Raw genomic sequence first — 20,244 nt, forward strand, 5'->3', positions numbered from 1 at the left:
CTTTAATCAGTATAGCATAGTGAAATTGATTGGACCTCTCTAAGGAACGGTTGTATTTGCTGGGCCCCGAACTCGAAATTTGCAATCACCGCATTTGGACAGTGGTGACATTCACATTTGTGATAAGATAAGAAAAAATATAAGACGTTATACTTAAAGAAGTGACGGCGAGTGAAAAGCAATCTTTTTTCTGCTTGAGCTTCTTTTAAACTAGAGGTGGCATCATGTTAAAGCGGTTATTTGTTTCAGGATATAAAGCTCACGAGCTTGGTATCTTTAATGAAAAAAATCCGGGATTAGCCATTATTAAGACAGCACTGAAGCGGGAACTCGTAAGATTTCTCGAGGAAGAATTGGAATGGGTTATCATATCAGGTCAACTCGGGGTAGAAATGTGGGCAGCCGAAACTGTTCTGGAATTAAAAAAGGAGTATCCACATCTAAAACTGGCGGTAATTACTCCTTTTTTGAATCAAGAGGAAAAGTGGAAGGAAGAGACCCAGGATTACTACCGAACTATTGTGATGCAAGCCGACTATATTAATAGTGTCTATCAAACACCTTACCAAGGAGTTTGGCAGCTTGGAGAGAAAGACAAATTCCTGCTAGCTAATTCAGACGGTATCTTGTTAGTTTACGATGAAGAAAATGAAGGTTCCCCGAAGTTTTTAAGTAAGCTAGCCGCAAAAAAAGCGGAAATCGGCGATTATCAGTTGTTTCGAATTAACGCATATGATTTACAGAACATTGCAGAGGAACAACAGCAAGAATTATACAATGACTATTTCTAAACAAAGAAACCAGCTATGGAAAGCTGGTTTTTATTCTTGTATAGTCGCTTAAAATAGAATGATCATATCTTTCAAGCGAATTTTCGTTCAACCATATAGGAAGCGATCCCCAAAAGAAGAGCCAATCCTACGAGTACGGCACCGACCCATGGAAGGGAAGTGATTGCAAGATGAGTAATCACCCATCCCCCGATGAAAGCGCCAGCTGCATTTCCTAGATTACCAGCAGAATGACTGGAGGTAGAGGCAAGAGCTGGTGCTTGCTCTGCTAGGCTCATCACCCGTACTTGCAGCCCGGGAAAGACTGCGAAAGAAGCAGCTCCCCATAGAAAGATGGTCACGACGGCAGCTATTGGACTATATATGGTAAACGTAAAAAGGGTGAGGATGATACAAACAGCAAAGTATAGACCTAGTATGGAAGGCATCAGCTTCCAATCGGCCAGCTTACCGCCAACGATATTTCCAATGGTCACCCCGCAGCCGAAGAGGACAAGAATCCATGTCACATGATATTCTGCGAATCCAGTAACTTTTATAAGTAGTGGCGCAATATAAGTAAATACGGTGAATAGCCCTGCGTTTCCTAGTGCACCGATAAGGAGGTACAGAAGGAGCTTTGGCTTGACAAGAGCGGTGATTTGCCCAATCATGCTCCCCGCTTTTTCTTGACGGGTTTGCGGTACGAAAATAAGAATGCCAATCAATGCGATGATTCCCATAATGGCAATAGAACCGAACGAGGATCGCCAGCCCATGTGTTGACCGATAAACGTCCCCAGAGGAACACCTATAATATTGGCAATCGTCAGACCTGCCATCATTATGGAAACGGCACTCGCACGTTTATGGGGAGGCACAAGATTGGAGGCGACGACAGCACCTACACCAAAAAATGTCCCATGCGTCAGCGCAGTTAGCATACGTGCCGCCATCAATATAGCGTAGTTTGGAGCAAAAACTGAGATTCCGTTGCCGAGAATAAAGAGAACCATAAGCAGACATAGTAATCTCTTTTGGGGGATTCGATTAGTAAGGATTGTCATGATAGGCGCACCGACAGCTACCCCAAGAGCATACATGGTAATCAGTTGGCCTGCAGATGAGATACTGACTTGTAAATCTTCAGCTACATTTGGTAAGAGACCCATTATGACAAATTCAGTCATCCCGATGGAAAAAGAACCTAGTGTAAGAGAGAGTAAGGAGATAGAAAACGATTCCTTCTTAGCTTGTTCCTTAGAAGTGAGGTGAGATAGCTCCATAAATGGAATACAACCTTTCTGCAGTTTATGTGGCTTGAATTTTGGATTAATAAGACCCAAGCGAAATGGGGATAGCCACTACCGCTGATCATACCGTCAGGGGTATTAATTATGCCAGTAAATTTCGGCAGAGACATACAATTTTATAACATTTTTAAACATAAAGGTAGAGCTAATGGTGTAATTTATGCTGAAACAGCGTGATATTGAGATACCATCCCGTTTTCACGCGAATTTATGTGTAGGGAAAAGGCGCCGCATGGATACCGGTGCCTTCATATACCTCTGAATTCAACTTTTTTCTGTCTATCATTTATCTAAAAATCTCAGTACACGTCCATTAATGTATTCTGGCTGTTCCATCGACAAAACGTGGCCGGCATTTTTAACGATTTCCGCTTCAATACCGGGAACAAAAGTTGAAGCACGTTTTAAAGCAGATTGTGGGTCATAAATGACTTCGTGCTCGCTAAGTAACAAGAGAATAGGAATTTTTACTGATTTTAATTCTTCGTCAGTGAAAACATACGGAAATCCATCAACTTTAGGTTTGGGATTTCTTAATTCATCCTCCCACATAACTCCAGCATGAAACTGCTTTGCAAAATTCGGGTGTAACTCGTATCGCTCTCCCATCATCCACTGTAAAAAATCACTAACGCCGTTAGGCTGAACAAGGCCAAGTGCGTATTTGTAGAAATCTGGATGAAAGGATACGAATGTTTCCGCAGGACTAAGTAATGCTGCCTTCTCCACTCGCTCTGCTGCACGTAAAACAAAATTCATTACATGAAGCCCACCAAGCGAAAGTCCAACCATATTTGCCTTTTTGATACCCAGATTGTCAAACACATCAAGAAGCCAGTCGGCGTAACCAGTTCTGGTACCATTTAAATCCTCAGGAATACTTTTGTTCTTATCACCCATGATATCAATTGCGTAGGTCCGGTATTTGCTGCTCCAATCAGCAATATTTGGATACCACATGGTGGAGCTAAACAATGCTCCATGAAGCAATACGAGTGGTGGTGCATCCTTTGGTCCACTTGCAATGATATGTGTTTGACCGAAACGGGAGGATACATAAAATGCTTCATAATCGACTGGCCAAAGAGCAAGGCTTTCTTCATAGGTTTGATAATAGTGAATGCCGCTGTTACTTAGTGATGGAATGCTCGATGCATGGTTAGACATACAATTCTTCCTCCTAATCGTGTTTATAATGATGTGTAAATAAATTTGGGAATCTGAATTTTACTAATACAGACTTTTTAAAAATATAATACAGTATTAAAAAAGTGTCAATTAATCGTTTTATTATAGAGAAAAATACGATTGTAACAGATAAATTATTTGTATATAACAGTTCGTTCTCGTTGAAGATGGCTGGCATCGATCCTGTACATACACTTGATTCATCGGCTAAGTCGTTTAATTAGGAGATGTTAACCGAAGAAGGCAGACCGAGGGGCGGACCGATAATGAAATGGTTGTAAGACCAGGGTGTTAAATTTTAGGGACTGGATGATAGGTGCAGCTTCGGGTGGCTTTTCCGTACCCAGAGTGAACCCTTGATCGAACCTTTGCTTGGTATAACGCCATTAACCTGTGGGACATTCAAGGGGTGCATGGCAAAAGTTCTACAGTTCTGACCGGTTAAGCTAATGGATAACGTAGGTCACCAGCTTGACAAAAATGATTTCTAAAAATTATAATCAATTCTAACAATAGCAAGAGAACTTTTTCTAATAGATGGCGTAGAAGAGGACAAGTAGAATCAGGCTCTAATGCAAGAGAGCCGTCCCATGTGCTGAAAGGACGGTCATTACCCTTATTCGAATATCACCTCTGAGCCTTGTCTGCGAACGACAAACTTCTGTAGCAGTAGTGGACAACGACGTGGTTCTCGTTACTGAACCGAAGTCTGAACTGACGAACAGTCAGGGACGATCTTCTTAAGTCCGCCCTTTGAAAAAGGCGGAAAAGCTGAGTGGTACCGCGAGACTCTCGCCTCAGCAACCAATTGGTCGCACATTGGATGAATTTCAATGTCGCCTTTGGTTGCGTGAGGCGGGAGTTTTTTAGTGGAAAGGATGACGGTTCATGATTGATGGAGAAATTGAGATTATCCTACTAAAATTCATAGATGAAAAAATAGCGTTGAAGAGGACAAGTAGAATCAGGCTCTAATGCAAGAGAGCTGTCCCGTGAGCTGAAAGGACGGTCATTACCCTTATTCGAATATCACCTCTGAGCTTTGTCTGCGAACGACATACTTTGTAGCAGTAGTGGACAACGACATGGTTCTCGTTACTGAACCAAGGTCTGAACTGACAATCAGTCAGGAACGATCTTTCTTAGTCCGCCTTTTGTAACAGTGGCGGAGAAGCTGAGTGGTACCGCGAAACTCTCGCCTCAGCAACCAATCGGTCGAACATTGGATGAAATTCAATGTCATCGCTTGGTTGTGTGAGGCGGGAGTTTTTTTGAAAGTTTAGAAAGGATGACGGTTCATGATTGATGGAGAAATTGAGATTATCCTACTAAAATTCATAGATGAAAAAATAGCGTTGAAGAGGACAAGTAGAATCAGGCTCTAATGCAAGAGAGCTGTCCCGTGAGCTGAAAGGACGGTCATTACCCTTATTCGAATATCACCTCTGAGCTTTGTCTGCGAACGACACAATTGTGTATCAGTAGTGGACAACGACATGGTTCTCGTTACTGAACCGAGGTCTGAACTGACAATCAGTCAGGGACGATCTTTTTAAGTCCGCCTTTTGTAACAGTGGCGGAGAAGCTGGGTGGTACCGCGAAACTCTCGCCTCAGCAACCAATCGGTCGTACATTGGATCAAATTCAATGTCATCGTATGGTTGTCTGAGGCGGGAGTTTTTTTATTAAATAACCCAAATTAAACATTTGAAGGGGATGATGACCAAGTATGGAACAATCAAAAAACGATGCCAACGTGGAAATGACAGGTGCCAAGAAAGTAATTGAGACCTTGAAACAATTAGGGGTTGATACCGTATTTGGCTACCCGGGCGGGGCGATTTTACCGATTTATGATGCCCTGTATCAAAGCGGGATTCGACACATTTTGACCAGGCACGAACAAGCAGCAATCCACGCTGCAGAAGGGTACGCCAAGTCGACCGGGAGAGTTGGGACAGTCATTGCCACCTCAGGTCCAGGAGCGACGAATCTGGTAACAGGTATTGCAGACGCCTATATGGATTCCGTTCCGCTTGTAGTCATAACAGGCCAGGTTGCCTCCTCATTCATCGGTACAGACGCATTTCAAGAGGTGGATGTTATCGGAATCACGGCACCAGTGACGAAATATAGCTTTCAGGCGCGGACTCCGGAAGAACTGCCAAGCTTGCTTGCGGAAGCGTACCAGATTGCTTCAACGGGTAGACCAGGTCCGGTACTTATTGATATCCCAAAGGACATCGCGAGTACCCGTTGCATGTACCAAACTTCCTTACCTGCGACGACACGAATCAAGCAAGAAATATCTGAAATCGATAGGGATCAAATGGAAGCGATCCGTCGGACAATCTCACAGGCAAAACGACCGCTTCTTTACATCGGTGGAGGAATTGTAAGTGGTAACGCTTCCGAGGAATTACTCCATTTTGCCAAGGAAACCGGCATCCCAGTCTGCTCGACATTGATGGGATTGGGAGCGTATCCTCCTGATGAGCCCTTGTTCCTTGGGATGTTGGGTATGCATGGAACGTATGCCGCCAATATGGCTGTGTATCATTGTGATCTCTTGTTAGCATTTGGTGTTCGTTTTGATGACCGGGTTACAGGGAAACTAGAGAGATTTTCTCCACACTCTACAAAAATTCACATCGATATTGACCCATCTGAACTGAGTAAAATCGTTCCTGCTGACTATGCACTGGTGTGCGATGTGAAAACAGCTCTACAAGCTTTGTTACTACCTTTTCCAACCCCTGATTGTGAGAATTGGAGAATGCAGGTGCAGCAGTGGGCGCAAGAGTATCCACTTTCGTATGATCAGGATCAAGATGGTGCATTGAAGCCACAATTCGTCATTGATTTGTTGAGCAAGATCACGAATGGAAATGCAATCGTCACAACCGAAGTAGGACAGCACCAGATGTGGGCGGCACACTTTTACCGTGCTAAGAAGCCTCGAACGTTTCTTACATCCGGAGGACTCGGTACGATGGGATTTGGCTTTCCTGCCGCGATAGGCGCTCAAATCGCTAAACCTGAATCAACCGTTGTTTGTGTCGCAGGAGACGCCTCTTTTCAGATGAATATTCAGGAATTGCAGACAATTGCCGAGCTAGACATTCCTGTGAAGGTATTTATTATCAATAATCGCTTCCTTGGAATGGTTAGGCAGTGGCAGGAAATGTTTTATGAAAATCGTTTGTCAGAGTCACAGATAGGTGGGCCAGACTTTGTCAAGGTAGCTGAGGCGTTTCGTGTGAAAGGATTACGAGCCGAAACGAGGGCAGATGCGGTACTTGTCATCCAAGAAGCCCTAGCTCATCCGGGCCCTGTCGTTGTCGATTTCTTGGTAGAAGAGAGCGAGAATGTGTTTCCCATGGTACCACCAGGCAAAGCAAATAGCGAATTAATCATGAAAGGGTGGGAAGAATGAACGAACAAACGATACAAATGATGGTGGTCAATCACCCAGCAACTTTTCTGCGAATCCTGGGTGTATATTCTCGTCGAGGAATTCAGATTGATCGTATGTCTATAAATAGAGCGGATCAACAGCATCTATCCAACGTAAGCATTACCGTCCAATGCGACTCCAGCATGATTGATCACCTCAGCAAGCAGTTAGAAAAGCAAGTTGACGTGATTAGCGTTTTCAAATGCTCTGACCCATCTTAAAAACAACTTTTAGTTCCATACCCTTCTCTTTATAATTGTAATGTAAAAGCCAGTATGCTAAAATTTTGCTGACACTTAACGAATGGAGTTGAAGAGGGTAATGTAATATTCCTTGCCGCTTTTTTAAAGAATAAAGCATGGTTTTATTCTTTGTTGGCAAGTTAGTTACCTTATTCTTTTTCACTCAGAAAATATATCCTTTTTACCCTGTACTGGGTTGGATGTGCCGTATTTTTTGAGCTATAAGAAAGGTAACTTTCTTGTAGCTCTTTTTATTTTGACAAGTAATCATACTGCATTTTTACCCAGTGTGGTTGCGGGTATCAATCTATAAAGGAGAATGAATTTTGTCTCATAAAAATATTACAATCACCCATGTTCCATTCCATGCAAAGACAGATATGTGGTGATATTTGCATGGAATAACACCGTCACCAATCATGCTGGCTTTGCTACTTGAGATATTTCATTTATTCAAGGAGTGAGTCTACATGAGATATATCAACGCTAATGAAATTCTCCCAAAAGAGTTGGTTGAAAAATTGCAAGATTATGTACAAGGTGAATACATCTATATTCCCGCAATAAAAAATCAACATAAAAATTGGGGAGAACAATCCGGTTTTCGTAAAGAAATTGATAAGCGAAATAGCGAAATAATAAAAGGATATACTTCTGGTAATTCGATTCAAGAACTTGCAGAAACCTACCACCTCTCTGTTTATGCGATCAGAAAAATAATATATAAATATCGCTGAAATGTGATCCTATTTTTGGACCAATTAAATACACTACGTTGTGAAGATGATCCCTGTACTTACATGGGATCATCTTTTTTAATGTCCCCTGATGTAGAAAGAAAAAGTGATATGAGTATTTGAATAAAGCTCAAAACTACATTTAAAGGACTTATCTTAAAGGTTATACCAAACATTACAGAACCGTTTTGTATATAGTTTATGGGATTTCTATCTGATAGCTTTATAACTACAGGTTCTTCTAAAATGTAGCAGGTCAAACGGAGGTTAAAAATAATGGATGCTATTGTGAATATACAAAAAACGTTAATCAACAGATGTGGGTGCCAATATCGTGAAAGTTTAAGATCTGGAGGAAAGAATCATGTTGAATGTTACCATTTTTAATATGGAAGGTAGTCATGTTGGTGAAATGGAACTTGAAGAATCCATTTTCGGGATTATTCCCAATGAATCGGTAATGTATGATGCAGTTATAAATTATCTGGCAAATAATCGCAGTGGAACACAATCTGCATTAACACGTGGTGAAGTTAGAGGCGGCGGCAGAAAACCTTATAAGCAGAATAAAATTGATAAATCTAGAGCAGGTTCGATTCGCATGCCTCATTGGCGTGGCGGAGGAGTTGTGTTTGCTCCTAAACCTCGCGATTACAGCTACAAGCTCAACAAAAAGGTTAAGCAGCTCGCTATAAAATCTGCATTATCCAGCAAAGTACAGAACCAAGAATTCATTGTCGTCGACGAGATCAAGTTAGAAAATTACAGGACAAAGTCTATAGTAGCCATGCTGAATGCTCTTGGAGCAGAGAAAAAGGTGCTAATTGTTACACCTATGATAAATAACTTTGTTTTTAAAAGCGCCAATAACATACCCGGTGTAGAAACCACCGTAGCTGATTCACTTAATGTTTACAATGTTCTCAATTGTAATAAATTAATCATCACTAAACAAGCTGTCACCATGATTACGGAAATGTACTCGTAACGAAAGACATCAAATGGTGTAACAAATCAGCTGTAGATAATCACATATCAGATTGACCATTCTGAGGAGGTATGAAGCATGAGAACAGATTTTATTTTCGATATTTTAAAGAGCCGCCACAATCAATTGATAGAGTTGGTTGCCCAATGCCCGGAGGACAAGCGTAATCTTGTGCCGGAAGGCTTCAAGAACAGCATACATTGGCATATAGGTCATGTGCTTGCTGTGACAGAGTTTCATGTATTCGACCTTTCGGAATTCTCACTGAATAAGCGGCTTCCCGCAAGCTACCAGTACTTTTTTGCCTATGGAACCAAGCCCTCAGATTGGCATGGCGAATCGCCTGCATGGGATGTACTAATTGACCAATTGAGGAAGCAGCCGGACGAGATCCGGGAATTGCTGGAGGGTAAGCTGGACGTACCTGTAAAAGAAAACTTTTTGAAGGCCGAGACGTATAGCGAGCTAATTGTCTCCACTGTATTGCATGCGACCGATCATATCGGCTTTGTCTCTGCCATGCTGAAGGCATTAAAATAATCTTCAAATTCTGATCCATGACAGCAGTTCAAAGGGTACTTTGGACTGCTGTTTTTGATCATCCGTGGCAGAATCTATATGGTTTTACGGGAGGATATACATGAAAAAAAAGACAAAACCAACGAGAAATCAATGGCGGTTCACAATACGTAATAAATTACTGGTCATCTCGCTCGCAATCCTGATCATTCCAGCATTGCTGGTAGGAGTTATGAGTATCTGGGTTTCAGCCCGTGAAAGCGACCTGCAGACACAGACCAATCTTAGAAACACGGTTCATATGGCTGCGGAGCTGATCGTTTCATTAGAGGATGCTGTCAAGATAGGCTCATTACGCAAGGAAGAGGCACAGGAGAAGATGAAGCAGCTGCTTCTCGGGCCAAAGCAGGCGGATGGTACACGGACAATCAATACAAATATAGATATTGGCGAGCACGGGTATTTCTTTGTTCTAAACGACCAGGGTGATCTGGTTGCCCACCCGACACAGGAGGGAGAGAAATTTTGGGACATGCAGACAAGTGACGGCTTTTATCATATCCGGGATATGCTTCAGAAGGGTCAGCAGCCAGGAGGTGGAGTTACCGTATATAGGTGGCCGCTGCCAGACTCGAAAGCTGATGCTATGAAAATTGCCTATTCTCTAAGGGACCCAAACTGGGGATGGACGATTGTAGCTGGCTCTTATATCAAGGATTATAACGCGGGGCAGCAACGTATTGTGCAAGGCACAGTCTATACGCTACTGAGCTGTATTGCAGTCGGAGGGATTATCGTTATCCTTCTCGCGACGCGTCTTACCAAGCCGCTAGTCCAGTTGACGCAGCTGGCCAAACAGGTCGCTGGTGGCGACTTGTCACAAAGAGCGATTGCCATACATAGCCGGGATGAAATTGGCGACCTCTCCGCCTCCTTCCAGACCATGCACAGCCGATTAAGAGAGCTGACGCAAGGGCTACTGTCCCATGCTGCTGCCCTGTCATCGTCCTCCCGCGACTTGTCTGTCACCTTCGGGGTGACGACAGCAGCCACAGACCAAATTTCCGTATCTGCACAAGAAGTGGCCATGAGCAATGAAACGCAAAAAAGAAGCCTGCAGGAGAGCACCTATGCCATGGAGGAGCTGTCGGCCAGCGCACAGCGCATCGCATCCACCTCATCGACAGCCTTTGAGGCTTCACAGGCTACCTTAAGCCATGCTGAACATGGAAACGAGCTGATTAGACAGTCAGCGGAGCAAATGCTTGCCGTATCCACAATGGTGGGCGACCTCTCACTGATCGTTAATCAGCTAAACAAACGGTCGCATCAGATTGGAGAGATCATTAATGCGATGACGACCATTTCGTCGCAAACAAATCTGCTGGCGCTGAATGCAGCGATCGAGGCTGCACGGGCGGGTGAGGAGGGCAAAGGATTTGCAGTTGTTGCGGATGAGATCAGAAAGCTGGCGGAGCGCTCCAGGATATCCGCGATGGAGGTCACTGAGCTGATTCAGGCTATTCTCGCCGATATTAATAAAGCCGCCACTGCTATGGATCAAGGGGAGCAGGAGGTGCAGACTGGCGTTGATTCCATCCGGGACTCGGGGGAAGCGTTCCAAAGAATTCTGGTCGCAACACGTAGCGCCGTGTATCACGTACAGGAGACATCAGCTGCAGCTGAACAAATATCCGCAAGCTCCCAGGAGTTCCATGCTTCCCTGCTGGAGATCGATCACATGGCGGTTCGGTCCAACGATCTGGCACAGACGATTTCCACCAACACTGCTGGACAGCTTTCAGCCATGGAAGAAATCTCTGCATCAGCGGATTTGATGAGTCGGATATCAGAAGAACTGCTTCAGCTCGTGAAGCAGTTCAAACTATAAGCCCGGCAACTGGGAGAAAATCAAACCCTATATGCTTATGCGATGTTGTAGGGTTCCTTTGAAACGGGGATAGCTACTATGGTTTTAGATCATGCATGAATGAGTCAGCTTGTGGAGAATTACGCAGATATCTATAGTCAGTGAGTATTGAAAAAGTCATATGATTCTTTCGTGATTATGATCGAACTGCGTAAAGTGCACCCATAGCAACTAATCTCTCTTGATGGAGAGAACGGCTTTTTGGATAGGGAGAGAATTCATGCACCTCTATTTCTGACGTGGACATGTAATCTCTGAAAATTTGCCCCCTTGAATTAGAAGGACAAATCTGATAGATTTAGTGTTAATTAAATATCTTCTTACTTCAAACCATTTGAAGTGAGGATAGAGGCGCAAAGACCATTAGTACACAGTTGGAGGATAATGAGGTCCTGAGATGATTGTGGAAAGGGGGATTTGCCGAAGCCTATAAGATTCTCATTTGTCTTAGGGCTGGTTCTGCTATTGAATAAATACAGAACTGTCATATAGGGAACTATATGGAGGGCTATCTCACGCACGGGAACTTGATTTGTTTATGTTTCTATTGCAGCAGCGAGCCTTCGTTGCTGCTTTTTTGCGTTGATTCTGCCTCTGATTTATAGAAAATAATAGTTAGGGTGAGGAAAAATGTATTTTGGCCAAGTTTTAACCGCTATGGTTACACCGTTTGATCAAAATGGTGATGTTGATTTTAACGCGACGAGAACGTTAGTAAATTATTTAATTGAAAATGGCACAGATGGATTGGTAGTCGCAGGAACAACAGGTGAATCCCCTACCTTATCAAATGAGGAAAAGGTAGAGTTATTTAAATTTGTAGTAGACGTAGTAGGCGGTAGAATACCTGTTATAGCAGGAACTGGTTCGAATAATACCAGGGCATCCATCAGTTTAACCAAACAGGCTGAAGCAGCTGGTGTTGATGGAATTATGCTTGTGGCTCCATACTACAACAAGCCATCCCAAGAAGGTATGTATCAGCACTTTAAAGCCATTGCTGAATCAACATCACTACCAGTTATGCTTTATAATATTCCTGGGCGCAGCGTAGTAAATATGTCCGTTGAGACAATTGTTCGCCTATCCCAGATTCCAAATATTGTAGCGATAAAAGAAGCAAACGGCAATTTAGATGCTATGGCAGATGTGATCAGCCAAACACCAAATGATTTCACTTTATATAGCGGTGATGACGGTTTAACATTGCCTGTCTTAGGCATTGGCGGTGCAGGAATTGTTTCCGTCGCCTCCCATATCATTGGAAATGAGATGCAGGAAATGATCAACCTCTTTAAAAACGGAAATATCGAAGCAGCAGCTGCAGCCCATCGCAAACTGCTTCCGATTATGAATGCACTATTTGCTGCCCCAAGCCCATCACCGGTGAAAGCAGCGCTAAATCTGAAAGGAATCAACGTCGGCGGCGTCCGCCTTCCAATGGTTCCACTAACCGCTGAAGAAACAAACACATTACAAAGCGTCCTGCAGCAGCTCGTATAATTCACAAAGGGAGCTCCTCTCAAGCAATGCCATTTACGGTTATTCATTTCGTTCGTAGAGCAGCCTATCGAACATTTACACCCCAAAACGGGGGAGGAGATAGACCGCATACGAAAATTTTACGCATAACTCTAATTCAGTGAATAAGGAGCTTTCCATCATCATTGTTATCGCGTCCAGCCTGGCCAGTTACAATACTAAGAAAGCCCTAATTAATCAGCCCGATAATGTTTATTATCGGGTTTTTGACATTCCTACTAATTTGGCAAACGCATAACGAACGGCAACCAAACTACGATAATGCAGCTCGAGTCGTGAAGCGGATCGAACCTTTTATAGATTTCTGCAAGGAAAAAGGTCGGAATCAACACCGCTATAAATGAACTGAAACGGTTAATTCGCTAGGCAAGCGCGTTTCTGTTCGGGAATTTCCAAAATCCATCTGCAATTTTTTCGAATTGAAGAAAGAAGCGCCTTACGCCTACAAAGATATTACACCGGTTATTAAGTCGAATGTGGATCATTGCATGGCTACGATTGTGGCCGAAGTGGCGCCGGTTGCAACCGTGAAGGGGTTAGTAGCACATTGGTGTGATACGTGGTGCACATACCATAATACGAAGCAGTAACCCTAATTACTAATAACGAATAAAGTTCCTTTATCGATCCATCGAATCAACAAATACAGGTATTTTTTTGGAATACAAACTATTCTGGTGGGCAAAATATTCCATGGGACTGTCGCTTGAAGGGTAGCTTCCCAATCACAAAACACGGGAGTGAGTAGCATGGCTGAAAACACCGAGCGTAATCAGAACGATGCTGATGACCTTAGCACTACCAATACGGTCGGCAGAGACACAGGTGAAACTGTAGGAACCATTGGCGGTACTGCTGTAGGAGCTGCGTTGGGTTCTGTTTTTGGACCAATTGGCACCATTGCAGGTGCCGTTGCAGGTGGTGCATTGGGTAACAAGATGGGTGAGGGTGCAGGGAGTGGCAACAACGATACCAAAAACTTGAGGGATACTGATGGTAACGACGCTGCCACGAATCGAACAGAATAAGTAGAGCAATACAATCTATTAGTGATGAATAGTGGGGTGCAGGGGAGAACCTGCACCTCTTTAACTTGTGAAGGAAGAAACTTCATTGAGGAACAGTGTTAAGTTCCTTATTCCATTCGTTCGAGAAGTATATCAAATTTAAAATGTTCAGAAAAATATCTTTCATATAATTTTTTTCGGCGAAAAATTTCTGTCGCAATATGAGCGTCTAAATTGCTGATTTTACGTGCAAACAACGATGGCATAATTGTTGCAAATCTTTTCTTGCAAGTTCGAAATAAAGGAGGAAAACAACAGTGACAGTTGATTTGCCTGAAGAGGTGGCAGGGCTATTCGCCTTCCTTGCGTGCGATGAGTCGGCTTATATCACAGGACAGCTGATTCCGATTGATGGTGGCGAACTGGCTTAATTTGAAAAAGGGAGGAATCAATATGGCGGCAAAAGATTGGAAAGAAATCGTACAGGAATGGGTCGAGCGCAATGAGCAGCATATCGTCGAGCTGTTGCAAGAACTGGTCCGCTTCAAAAGTGTGAATCCGAATTTTTTGGAACGACCTGAAGCGAGTGAAAGTGACAAACTACAGGAGTTCCTGAAGGATTACTTGCTTTCGATGGGGCTTACTGTAGATAAGTGGGATGTATATGAGGGACAACCCAACGTAGTGGCGTCCATAAAAGGAAAATCTCGAGACAATACGCTTATCCTGAATGGCCATGTCGATGTCGTCCCAGAAGGGGACATAAGCCGCTGGAGTGTCGATCCCTGGAAGGCTGAGATTCATGGAGGCAGGTTGTATGGTAGAGGCTCCATGGACATGAAGGCGGGTGTGGTGAGCAATATCATGGTGGCCAAGTTTCTCGCGGATTTGGGCGTGGAATTGAATTCTGATCTGGATCTTCATATCGTCATTGATGAAGAGAACGGCGGAGCTGGCACTCGCGCTGTGCTGGACCGCGGGTATCGCGGTGCCGGTGTAATCGTCACGGAACCGACCGACGGCACCATCAATCCGGTAGAAGGCGGGCTTCATTGGGCGCGGGTTTCGGTAAAAGGAGTCGCTGCACACTCGGCTTGGCGCTATCGTCACATTTATCCTGGTTATGAGCGGACCGGTGTGAATGCGATTGAGAAGGCAATGAAAATCATTCAGGCAACCTCGGAGCTGGAACGAGACTGGGGTTTGAATCGACGTCACCCGCTGTTGCCTCCAGGGGCAAACGCGATCAATGCGGGCGTCATGCTGGCTGGAGCGGGTGTCAAAAACGGAATTCCCGAAACGATAACGAATCCAGCGATTATTCCGGATTATTGCGTCATTGAGTACGACATCAAGTATTTACCGACGGAGAACTCGGAAGCCATCAAGCGAGAATTTGAAGCTGCCGTTAGTGCAGCGGCCATTACCGACAGCTGGTTGCGCGAAAATCCGCCTTTAGTGGAATGGGGGCTACGAGGTGTCGACTTCCCACCAGTCAATACGCCATTGGATCATGATATTGTCAAAATCATTGCCGACGGTCAAGCAGGATTTGGGATCTCACCAGTGTATCAAGGATTTGTAGCCGTGTGCGATGTGGCCTGGTATGCAGGTCGCAACATTCCGGGCGTGATTTACGGACCGGTCGGTGCACAACCGCACGGGCCAGATGAGTACGTGGAGCTGGACTCGCTGTTTGAGGTGACCAAGGTGCTGATTTTGTCAGCATTGAAATGGTATGGAATCTTAGGCGATGACGAAAAAGAAAAGGAGTGATAAAGCGCGTGGAAATAAATCAGAGTCCTCATACTGATACTGATGTGTTCAAAAAATATCGCCAACCGAAAAACGTAGAGCAGTATGGAATCGAACAAGTTCCTGAAGAAAAGAGAACAGTGAAATGGTATGACATTTTTTTCATGATTATCAATTTTTTAATGAATCCTGGCATGATTCTGATTGGCGGCGTGGCGGTTGCGTCTGGCTTATCATTCTGGGCGGCGATTACCTCCGTTGTCCTGGGGATCGCGGTCGCCTTTGGCGCTTATCTCGTCATGGCTACGATCGGCGTTGATCACGGCGTATCAGGTGCGGTTGCGACGCGGATGGTCTATGGCGTCAGAGGCTCAAAATACACAGTGTCGCTTTTTCGTGCGATCACGGCCATCTATTGGTTTTCCATTCAAACTATCGTGGGAGCGGCCGCTATCGTAGTGGTCATCAACAAGCTGTTTCAGACGGAAGTGAGCGTTGTCGCTGTCAGCTTAACTTTTGCAATATTCCAAATTGTTATCGCCACTTTCGGTTACAACTGGCTTAAGTTTCTATCTCGCGTGGCACTGCCAATCAAACTTATCGCACTGATTTTCGTCTGTTATCTGTTCATGACCCATGATGATCCGAACTATGCGATACCCAAAGTGTTCGGATACGAAGGAACAATCGGTTGGGGGTGGGGCGCATTCATCGTTTCCTTGAACTCATTGACAGCGATTTGGCTGTCGATGACCACCGATGCGGCGGACTTTTGCCGCTACTCGCGAACCCGCGTTGACATGTGGATCGGCACCATGGCAGCAGCGTGCATAGGTACATTTACCTCAGCGTTTGTCGGCGCTTATTCTGCGGCTGCAACACTTGGAAAAGTGCCAAATGGGCTGGAGGGAGCAGCTTCTATTGCGAGCAGCGGCATAGCCCTATTCATCATCCTGCTTCTGGTCGTGCTGGATAACTGGACGATCAACGTCTTGAACATCTATACCGGATCGCTCTCGGTTGTAAATATGATTCCAAAGCTCGGCCGCTTTTGGGCCACTCTGATCGTTTCCGTCATTGGGGTCGGCTTGTCCATTTTCCCAACGATGTTAGATAAGTTGCAAGGGACGATGACGGTCTCCGGAATTTTCTACGCGCCATTGGCTGCCATTTTGATAACTGATTATGTGTTGGTGAAAAAAGGAAGGCTGGTTGTCGATCAGCTCTTTGATGATCATGGCATCTACCGGTATACAAACGGCTGGAATGTACCGGCACTCATTTGGACAGTATTCGGATTCTTTATCTATCAAGTAACGCCACCAGAATACTTCCAATCAGCTATTTGCCTGATCCTCACGGGGCTGGGCTATTATTTGCATCAAAGGCTAACTGGACAAGTCCGTAAACAGCAGGAGAAACTGACAAGGATCAGTGCATAAAGAGGAGAGAAACTTATAGAAAATGATACGGACCGATATTGCCTAAGAGCTGCGAACAAACCGCAGCTCTTTCTCTTTTTCTCTCTTTAAAAAATATGTAAAGAAATACACAAAGGTAGATGAATTTTATAAAAACATCTCCTTTAATCCCGAGTCCAGCTAATAGTGAAGGAGCATCAACGGATTTGGTAGCCGGGCATTATAGTAATCGAGGACTTTAATTTAGGGTCCAAAACTACCAATTCTTTTTGATATTCATCAAACAGAGTTCGTGGAATCGTCATTGACCTTGACACATTGTTATGGCATAGAATGGGTTTTACATTCGGAGAAGGAGTGAAAACCTTGTGAGAAGTAACGAAAATATGGCCTTTTATATGCCAGCAGAATGGGAAAAACATGAGGGAACGTGGCTCCAATGGCCCCACAATGGAACAAACAAAGGCGATGGTTACAGAGAGAAGCTGGATGATATTTGGGTAACAATGACCAAAGAGCTGCACTATGGAGAAAATGTGCATATTGTTGCATGCAACGATACAGAAAAAGAGCATATTGAATCTAAATTGATTGAAGCAAAGGTAAATATGGATAAAATTGATTTTTTGATTCAAGAAACGGATGACATTTGGATAAGAGATAATGGTCCAACATTTGTGAAAGATGACAATAGTAATCTTGTACTAAAGAATTGAGGCTAGTGTTTGCCTGGAAGGCGGAGGAATTGAAGTAAATGGAATAGGTAGCTTATTGGCAACAAAAACCTCCATCCTAAACGATAATCGAAACCCTTCGCTTCGCAAGGAAGAAATCGAAAGTGTGTTATCCAAGTATTTAGGTGTAACGAACATTATTTGGATATCGGGGCTTCGTGGGGAGGATAACCATGATGAAGTAACAGACTACCACATCGATGGTGCCGCCCGCTTCTCAAATGAAAATACGATCCTCTATGAATATGACCCGTTTGGAGAAAGTGAAGCACAGCTTTTGGAAGCGTATGAAAGGCATTATCAGGAACTACGACAAGCAAGAAATACGGATGGAGAGCCTTTTCAACTCATTCCTGTACCTGTAACAAGAAAAAAAGTGAAAGAAGCTGATTCTAAAGGTTCCTATCTAAACTTTTACATAGGAAATGAAGTTGTTTTGGTTCCTATCTATGGTGATGAACATGACAAGTTAGGTCTTCAGATTATTGAAGGGCAATTCCCCGGAAGAAGAATTGTCGGTATCAATGTCAGTAAATTGTATCCGTACGGTGGCATGATTCACTGCGTAACTCAGCAACAACCTCAGTAATTATTTCAATTTAATAGAATTTTAAGAAGGGGGTATGCTTCATGATGGAAAGAAAGGTGAAAGTAGGTTTGATCCAGCATTCTTGTGGAGCAGATAGACAAGAAAACGTAGATAAGGCGATTGCGTTGATCCGGCAAGCGGCGGAGCAAGGAGCACAAGTGATTTGCACGCAAGAGTTGTTTGATGCCATGTATTTTCCGCAAGTCATAGATGTCGAGAAATACAACTGGGCAGAACCGTTAGATGGTCCTACCTGGACTACAATCAGGGACTTATCCAGGGAATTAGGTGTCACGCTAATTTGTTCCCTTTATGAGTATGCTGCAGCTGGAATGTATTTTAATACGGTTGCCGTATATGAGGATGGTCAATATCTGGGAAAATACAGAAAGCATCACATTCCTGAAGGTCCGCAATATCTTGAAAAATACTATTTCACTCCAGGCGATACAGGCTACCCCGTTTTCAAAACAAAACACGGAACCATCGCAGTGCTCATTTGCTGGGATGAATGGTTCCCAGAGCCTTCGAGAATTGTGGCCCTAAAAGGTGCGGAAATCGTTTTTTACCCCTCAGCAATTGGTTCAGAACCGGATCACCCAGATTTAGACACATCACAATCTTGGATGGACGCAATCAAAGCACATGGTATTCACAACGGAATGTTTATCGCTGCCGTGAATCGAGTTGGTAGGGAAGATGCAACAGATGGAAGTGGGCACATGACGTTCTATGGTAGAAGCTTTTTAAGCAATCCTTTGGGCCAAATCTTAATTGAATCGAAAACGAACGAAGATGAAGTCCTTGTGCAAGAAATAGATCTGAACGAAATAAAACGTACAAGAGATATCCTGCAATTCCACCGGGACAGAAGACCCGATTCCTATAGTGAAATACTTAAAGTTTCCCTATGACAAATGAAAAGCTCATTGTAGACGATCGGATTTTTTCCTGAGATAAATAATTTTTGTCCGGTAAAGGGTTACAGTCTCTGATGTGGCTGTAGCCCTATATATAAACAGTATTTCTTGAAGAATGAAGGTGAACCGCATTTATACAATTGGTGAATTTTCGAAAATAAGTAAGGTATCTTCTAGGATGTTGAGGCATTATGACAAGGTTGGATTATTAAAGCCTAGCTATGTCGATCAAAACGGGTATAGGTATTATAGCGATGAGGAAATGTACAACATTTCAATGATCAAACAATTTAGAAGGTATGGCTTTTCATTGGATGAGGTAAAAAAAATCATCAGTAAAAATGACGTTGAGTACACCAAACAAATGCTTCAACTCAAAATCGACTATCTCCAACACTCTACAACAGAAAATCACTATTTAGTAGTAGAGCTGGAAAAGCAAATTAGAGGGATAACAGGGGAAGAAAAAATAGTTGGTGCAAAACGAAGCTACGACGTTTTAACCGGACATCGAGGAGAATTTCTAGCGTTATGTCAACGAAAACGAACCAAAGACGTAGAAATAGATCAAATGATCGACGAGCTTTACGGAGTCATTGCTGCAAGCAACGACTTGGTGTCTCTTGGAACGCATATGACGATCTTTCATCAATCTTATTCCGATTATGATCCAGATAAAACGGACATCGAAGTTTGTATACCCGTAAACGCAGAATACAAGACTGATGCATTTTACACACAATTGATCGAGGGCGGCTTTTATATGAGTACGATTTTTTATGGCAGCTATGACAGCATTGGCAACGCGTACATAACGCTTATTAATTGGGCAAAGCAGAATAACTATTCGATCATAGGACCAACAGTAGAACGATATTATAGGGATATCAGAGTAACAAATAATCACTCTGAATATATAACAGAAATTTGTATTCCGATTGCAAAACAAAAGCAGGGAGTAATCGACATTTTAAGCAAATTGATCTAGGCGAGGTAGCTGGGATAAACCAGTACCTCGCTTTTATAGTTTGGTTCTTGTTTAAAAGCATTTTCCTTCACAAAGTGCTCTTAAAGTGTTAGCGGAAAATGTGGTTGACCTTGACACATTGGCAACGAATAGAATGAGTTTACA

General features: G+C 43.5%; 16 protein-coding genes, 1 pseudogene, 1 riboswitch and 3 other annotated features. Of the genes and pseudogenes, 15 read left to right on the forward strand and 2 right to left on the reverse strand.

The annotated features are described in order from the left end of the window. Positions 1 to 224: 224 nt before the first annotated feature. Positions 225 to 791 carry a DUF1273 domain-containing protein gene (locus tag C3B52_RS16555; RefSeq protein ID WP_103107506.1) on the forward strand — a complete coding sequence of 189 codons (567 nt, stop codon included), beginning with the start codon at positions 225 to 227 and terminating at the stop codon, positions 789 to 791. A 71-nt stretch (positions 792 to 862) separates the two neighbouring features. Here C3B52_RS16555 and C3B52_RS16560 read toward each other — a convergent pair whose 3' ends face one another. Together C3B52_RS16560 and C3B52_RS16565 are read right to left on the reverse strand one after the other, a co-directional pair. Further along, positions 863 to 2,056, reverse strand: a complete 1,194-nt coding sequence (locus C3B52_RS16560; RefSeq protein WP_103107507.1) for an MFS transporter — start codon at positions 2,054 to 2,056, stop codon at positions 863 to 865. Positions 2,057 to 2,365: 309 nt separating this feature from the next. Next, the gene (locus C3B52_RS16565) at positions 2,366 to 3,250 is read right to left on the reverse strand and encodes an alpha/beta fold hydrolase (RefSeq protein WP_103107508.1); all 885 of its coding nucleotides are present in this window, start codon (positions 3,248 to 3,250) and stop codon (positions 2,366 to 2,368) included. A 555-nt stretch (positions 3,251 to 3,805) separates the two neighbouring features. Then, positions 3,806 to 4,074, forward strand: a binding site (T-box leader). A gap of 133 nt (positions 4,075 to 4,207) precedes the next feature. After that, positions 4,208 to 4,477, forward strand: a binding site (T-box leader). A 140-nt stretch (positions 4,478 to 4,617) separates the two neighbouring features. Further along, positions 4,618 to 4,888 (forward strand) — a binding site (T-box leader). 112 nt (positions 4,889 to 5,000) lie between these two features. Between C3B52_RS16565 and ilvB the strand changes: the two genes are divergently transcribed. The 14 genes and pseudogenes from ilvB to C3B52_RS16635 all read left to right on the forward strand — a co-directional run bounded on the left by ilvB (position 5,001) and on the right by C3B52_RS16635 (position 20,100). Next, positions 5,001 to 6,707 carry a biosynthetic-type acetolactate synthase large subunit gene (gene ilvB / locus C3B52_RS16570; protein WP_103107509.1) on the forward strand — a complete coding sequence of 569 codons (1,707 nt, stop codon included), beginning with the start codon at positions 5,001 to 5,003 and terminating at the stop codon, positions 6,705 to 6,707. Then, a complete protein-coding gene (locus tag C3B52_RS16575) occupies positions 6,704 to 6,949 on the forward strand; it encodes an ACT domain-containing protein (RefSeq protein WP_103107510.1) in 246 nt (81 codons plus the stop codon). Before ilvB ends, C3B52_RS16575 begins: the two co-directional genes overlap by 4 nt. 491 nt (positions 6,950 to 7,440) lie before the next feature. After that, positions 7,441 to 7,707 (forward strand): CD3324 family protein, encoded by a 267-nt coding sequence (locus C3B52_RS16580; protein ID WP_103107511.1) that lies wholly within the window; start codon positions 7,441 to 7,443, stop codon positions 7,705 to 7,707. Between the two features lie 364 nt (positions 7,708 to 8,071). Next, a complete protein-coding gene (gene rplD / locus C3B52_RS16585; protein WP_103107512.1) occupies positions 8,072 to 8,695 on the forward strand; it encodes a 50S ribosomal protein L4 in 624 nt (207 codons plus the stop codon). 78 nt (positions 8,696 to 8,773) lie between these two features. Next, on the forward strand, positions 8,774 to 9,235 hold the full coding sequence (locus tag C3B52_RS16590; RefSeq protein WP_103107513.1) for a DinB family protein: 462 nt from the start codon (positions 8,774 to 8,776) through the stop codon (positions 9,233 to 9,235). Between the two features lie 100 nt (positions 9,236 to 9,335). Continuing rightward, positions 9,336 to 11,105: a methyl-accepting chemotaxis protein gene (locus C3B52_RS16595; RefSeq protein ID WP_103107514.1), complete on the forward strand. Its 1,770-nt coding sequence runs from the start codon at positions 9,336 to 9,338 to the stop codon at positions 11,103 to 11,105. Between the two features lie 377 nt (positions 11,106 to 11,482). Then, a riboswitch (Lysine riboswitch) is annotated at positions 11,483 to 11,663 on the forward strand. A 111-nt stretch (positions 11,664 to 11,774) separates the two neighbouring features. Continuing rightward, positions 11,775 to 12,647, forward strand: coding sequence for a 4-hydroxy-tetrahydrodipicolinate synthase (gene dapA / locus C3B52_RS16600; RefSeq protein ID WP_103107515.1), 873 nt, complete (start codon positions 11,775 to 11,777; stop codon positions 12,645 to 12,647). A 788-nt stretch (positions 12,648 to 13,435) separates the two neighbouring features. Further along, positions 13,436 to 13,714: a hypothetical protein gene (locus tag C3B52_RS16605; protein WP_103107516.1), complete on the forward strand. Its 279-nt coding sequence runs from the start codon at positions 13,436 to 13,438 to the stop codon at positions 13,712 to 13,714. Positions 13,715 to 14,010: 296 nt separating this feature from the next. Then, entirely contained in the window at positions 14,011 to 14,124 is a 114-nt protein-coding gene (locus C3B52_RS16610; protein WP_201264901.1) for an SDR family oxidoreductase, read from the forward strand. 22 nt (positions 14,125 to 14,146) lie between these two features. Next, complete coding sequence (locus C3B52_RS16615; RefSeq protein WP_164684811.1) at positions 14,147 to 15,469, forward strand: ArgE/DapE family deacylase; 1,323 nt, start codon at positions 14,147 to 14,149, stop codon at positions 15,467 to 15,469. Positions 15,470 to 15,477: 8 nt separating this feature from the next. Further along, on the forward strand, positions 15,478 to 16,890 hold the full coding sequence (locus tag C3B52_RS16620) for a purine-cytosine permease family protein (RefSeq protein ID WP_164684812.1): 1,413 nt from the start codon (positions 15,478 to 15,480) through the stop codon (positions 16,888 to 16,890). Positions 16,891 to 17,237: 347 nt separating this feature from the next. After that, positions 17,238 to 18,192 (forward strand): annotated as a pseudogene (locus C3B52_RS16625) (agmatine deiminase family protein). Positions 18,193 to 18,233: 41 nt separating this feature from the next. After that, positions 18,234 to 19,106 (forward strand): carbon-nitrogen hydrolase, encoded by an 873-nt coding sequence (locus C3B52_RS16630; protein ID WP_235615749.1) that lies wholly within the window; start codon positions 18,234 to 18,236, stop codon positions 19,104 to 19,106. Between the two features lie 121 nt (positions 19,107 to 19,227). Then, the gene (locus C3B52_RS16635; RefSeq protein ID WP_103107519.1) at positions 19,228 to 20,100 is read left to right on the forward strand and encodes a MerR family transcriptional regulator; all 873 of its coding nucleotides are present in this window, start codon (positions 19,228 to 19,230) and stop codon (positions 20,098 to 20,100) included. The last annotated feature ends 144 nt before the right edge of the window (positions 20,101 to 20,244 follow it).

Source organism: Brevibacillus reuszeri, from assembly GCF_002897295.1.
Taxonomy (GTDB): Bacteria; Bacillota; Bacilli; order Brevibacillales; family Brevibacillaceae; genus Brevibacillus; species Brevibacillus reuszeri_A.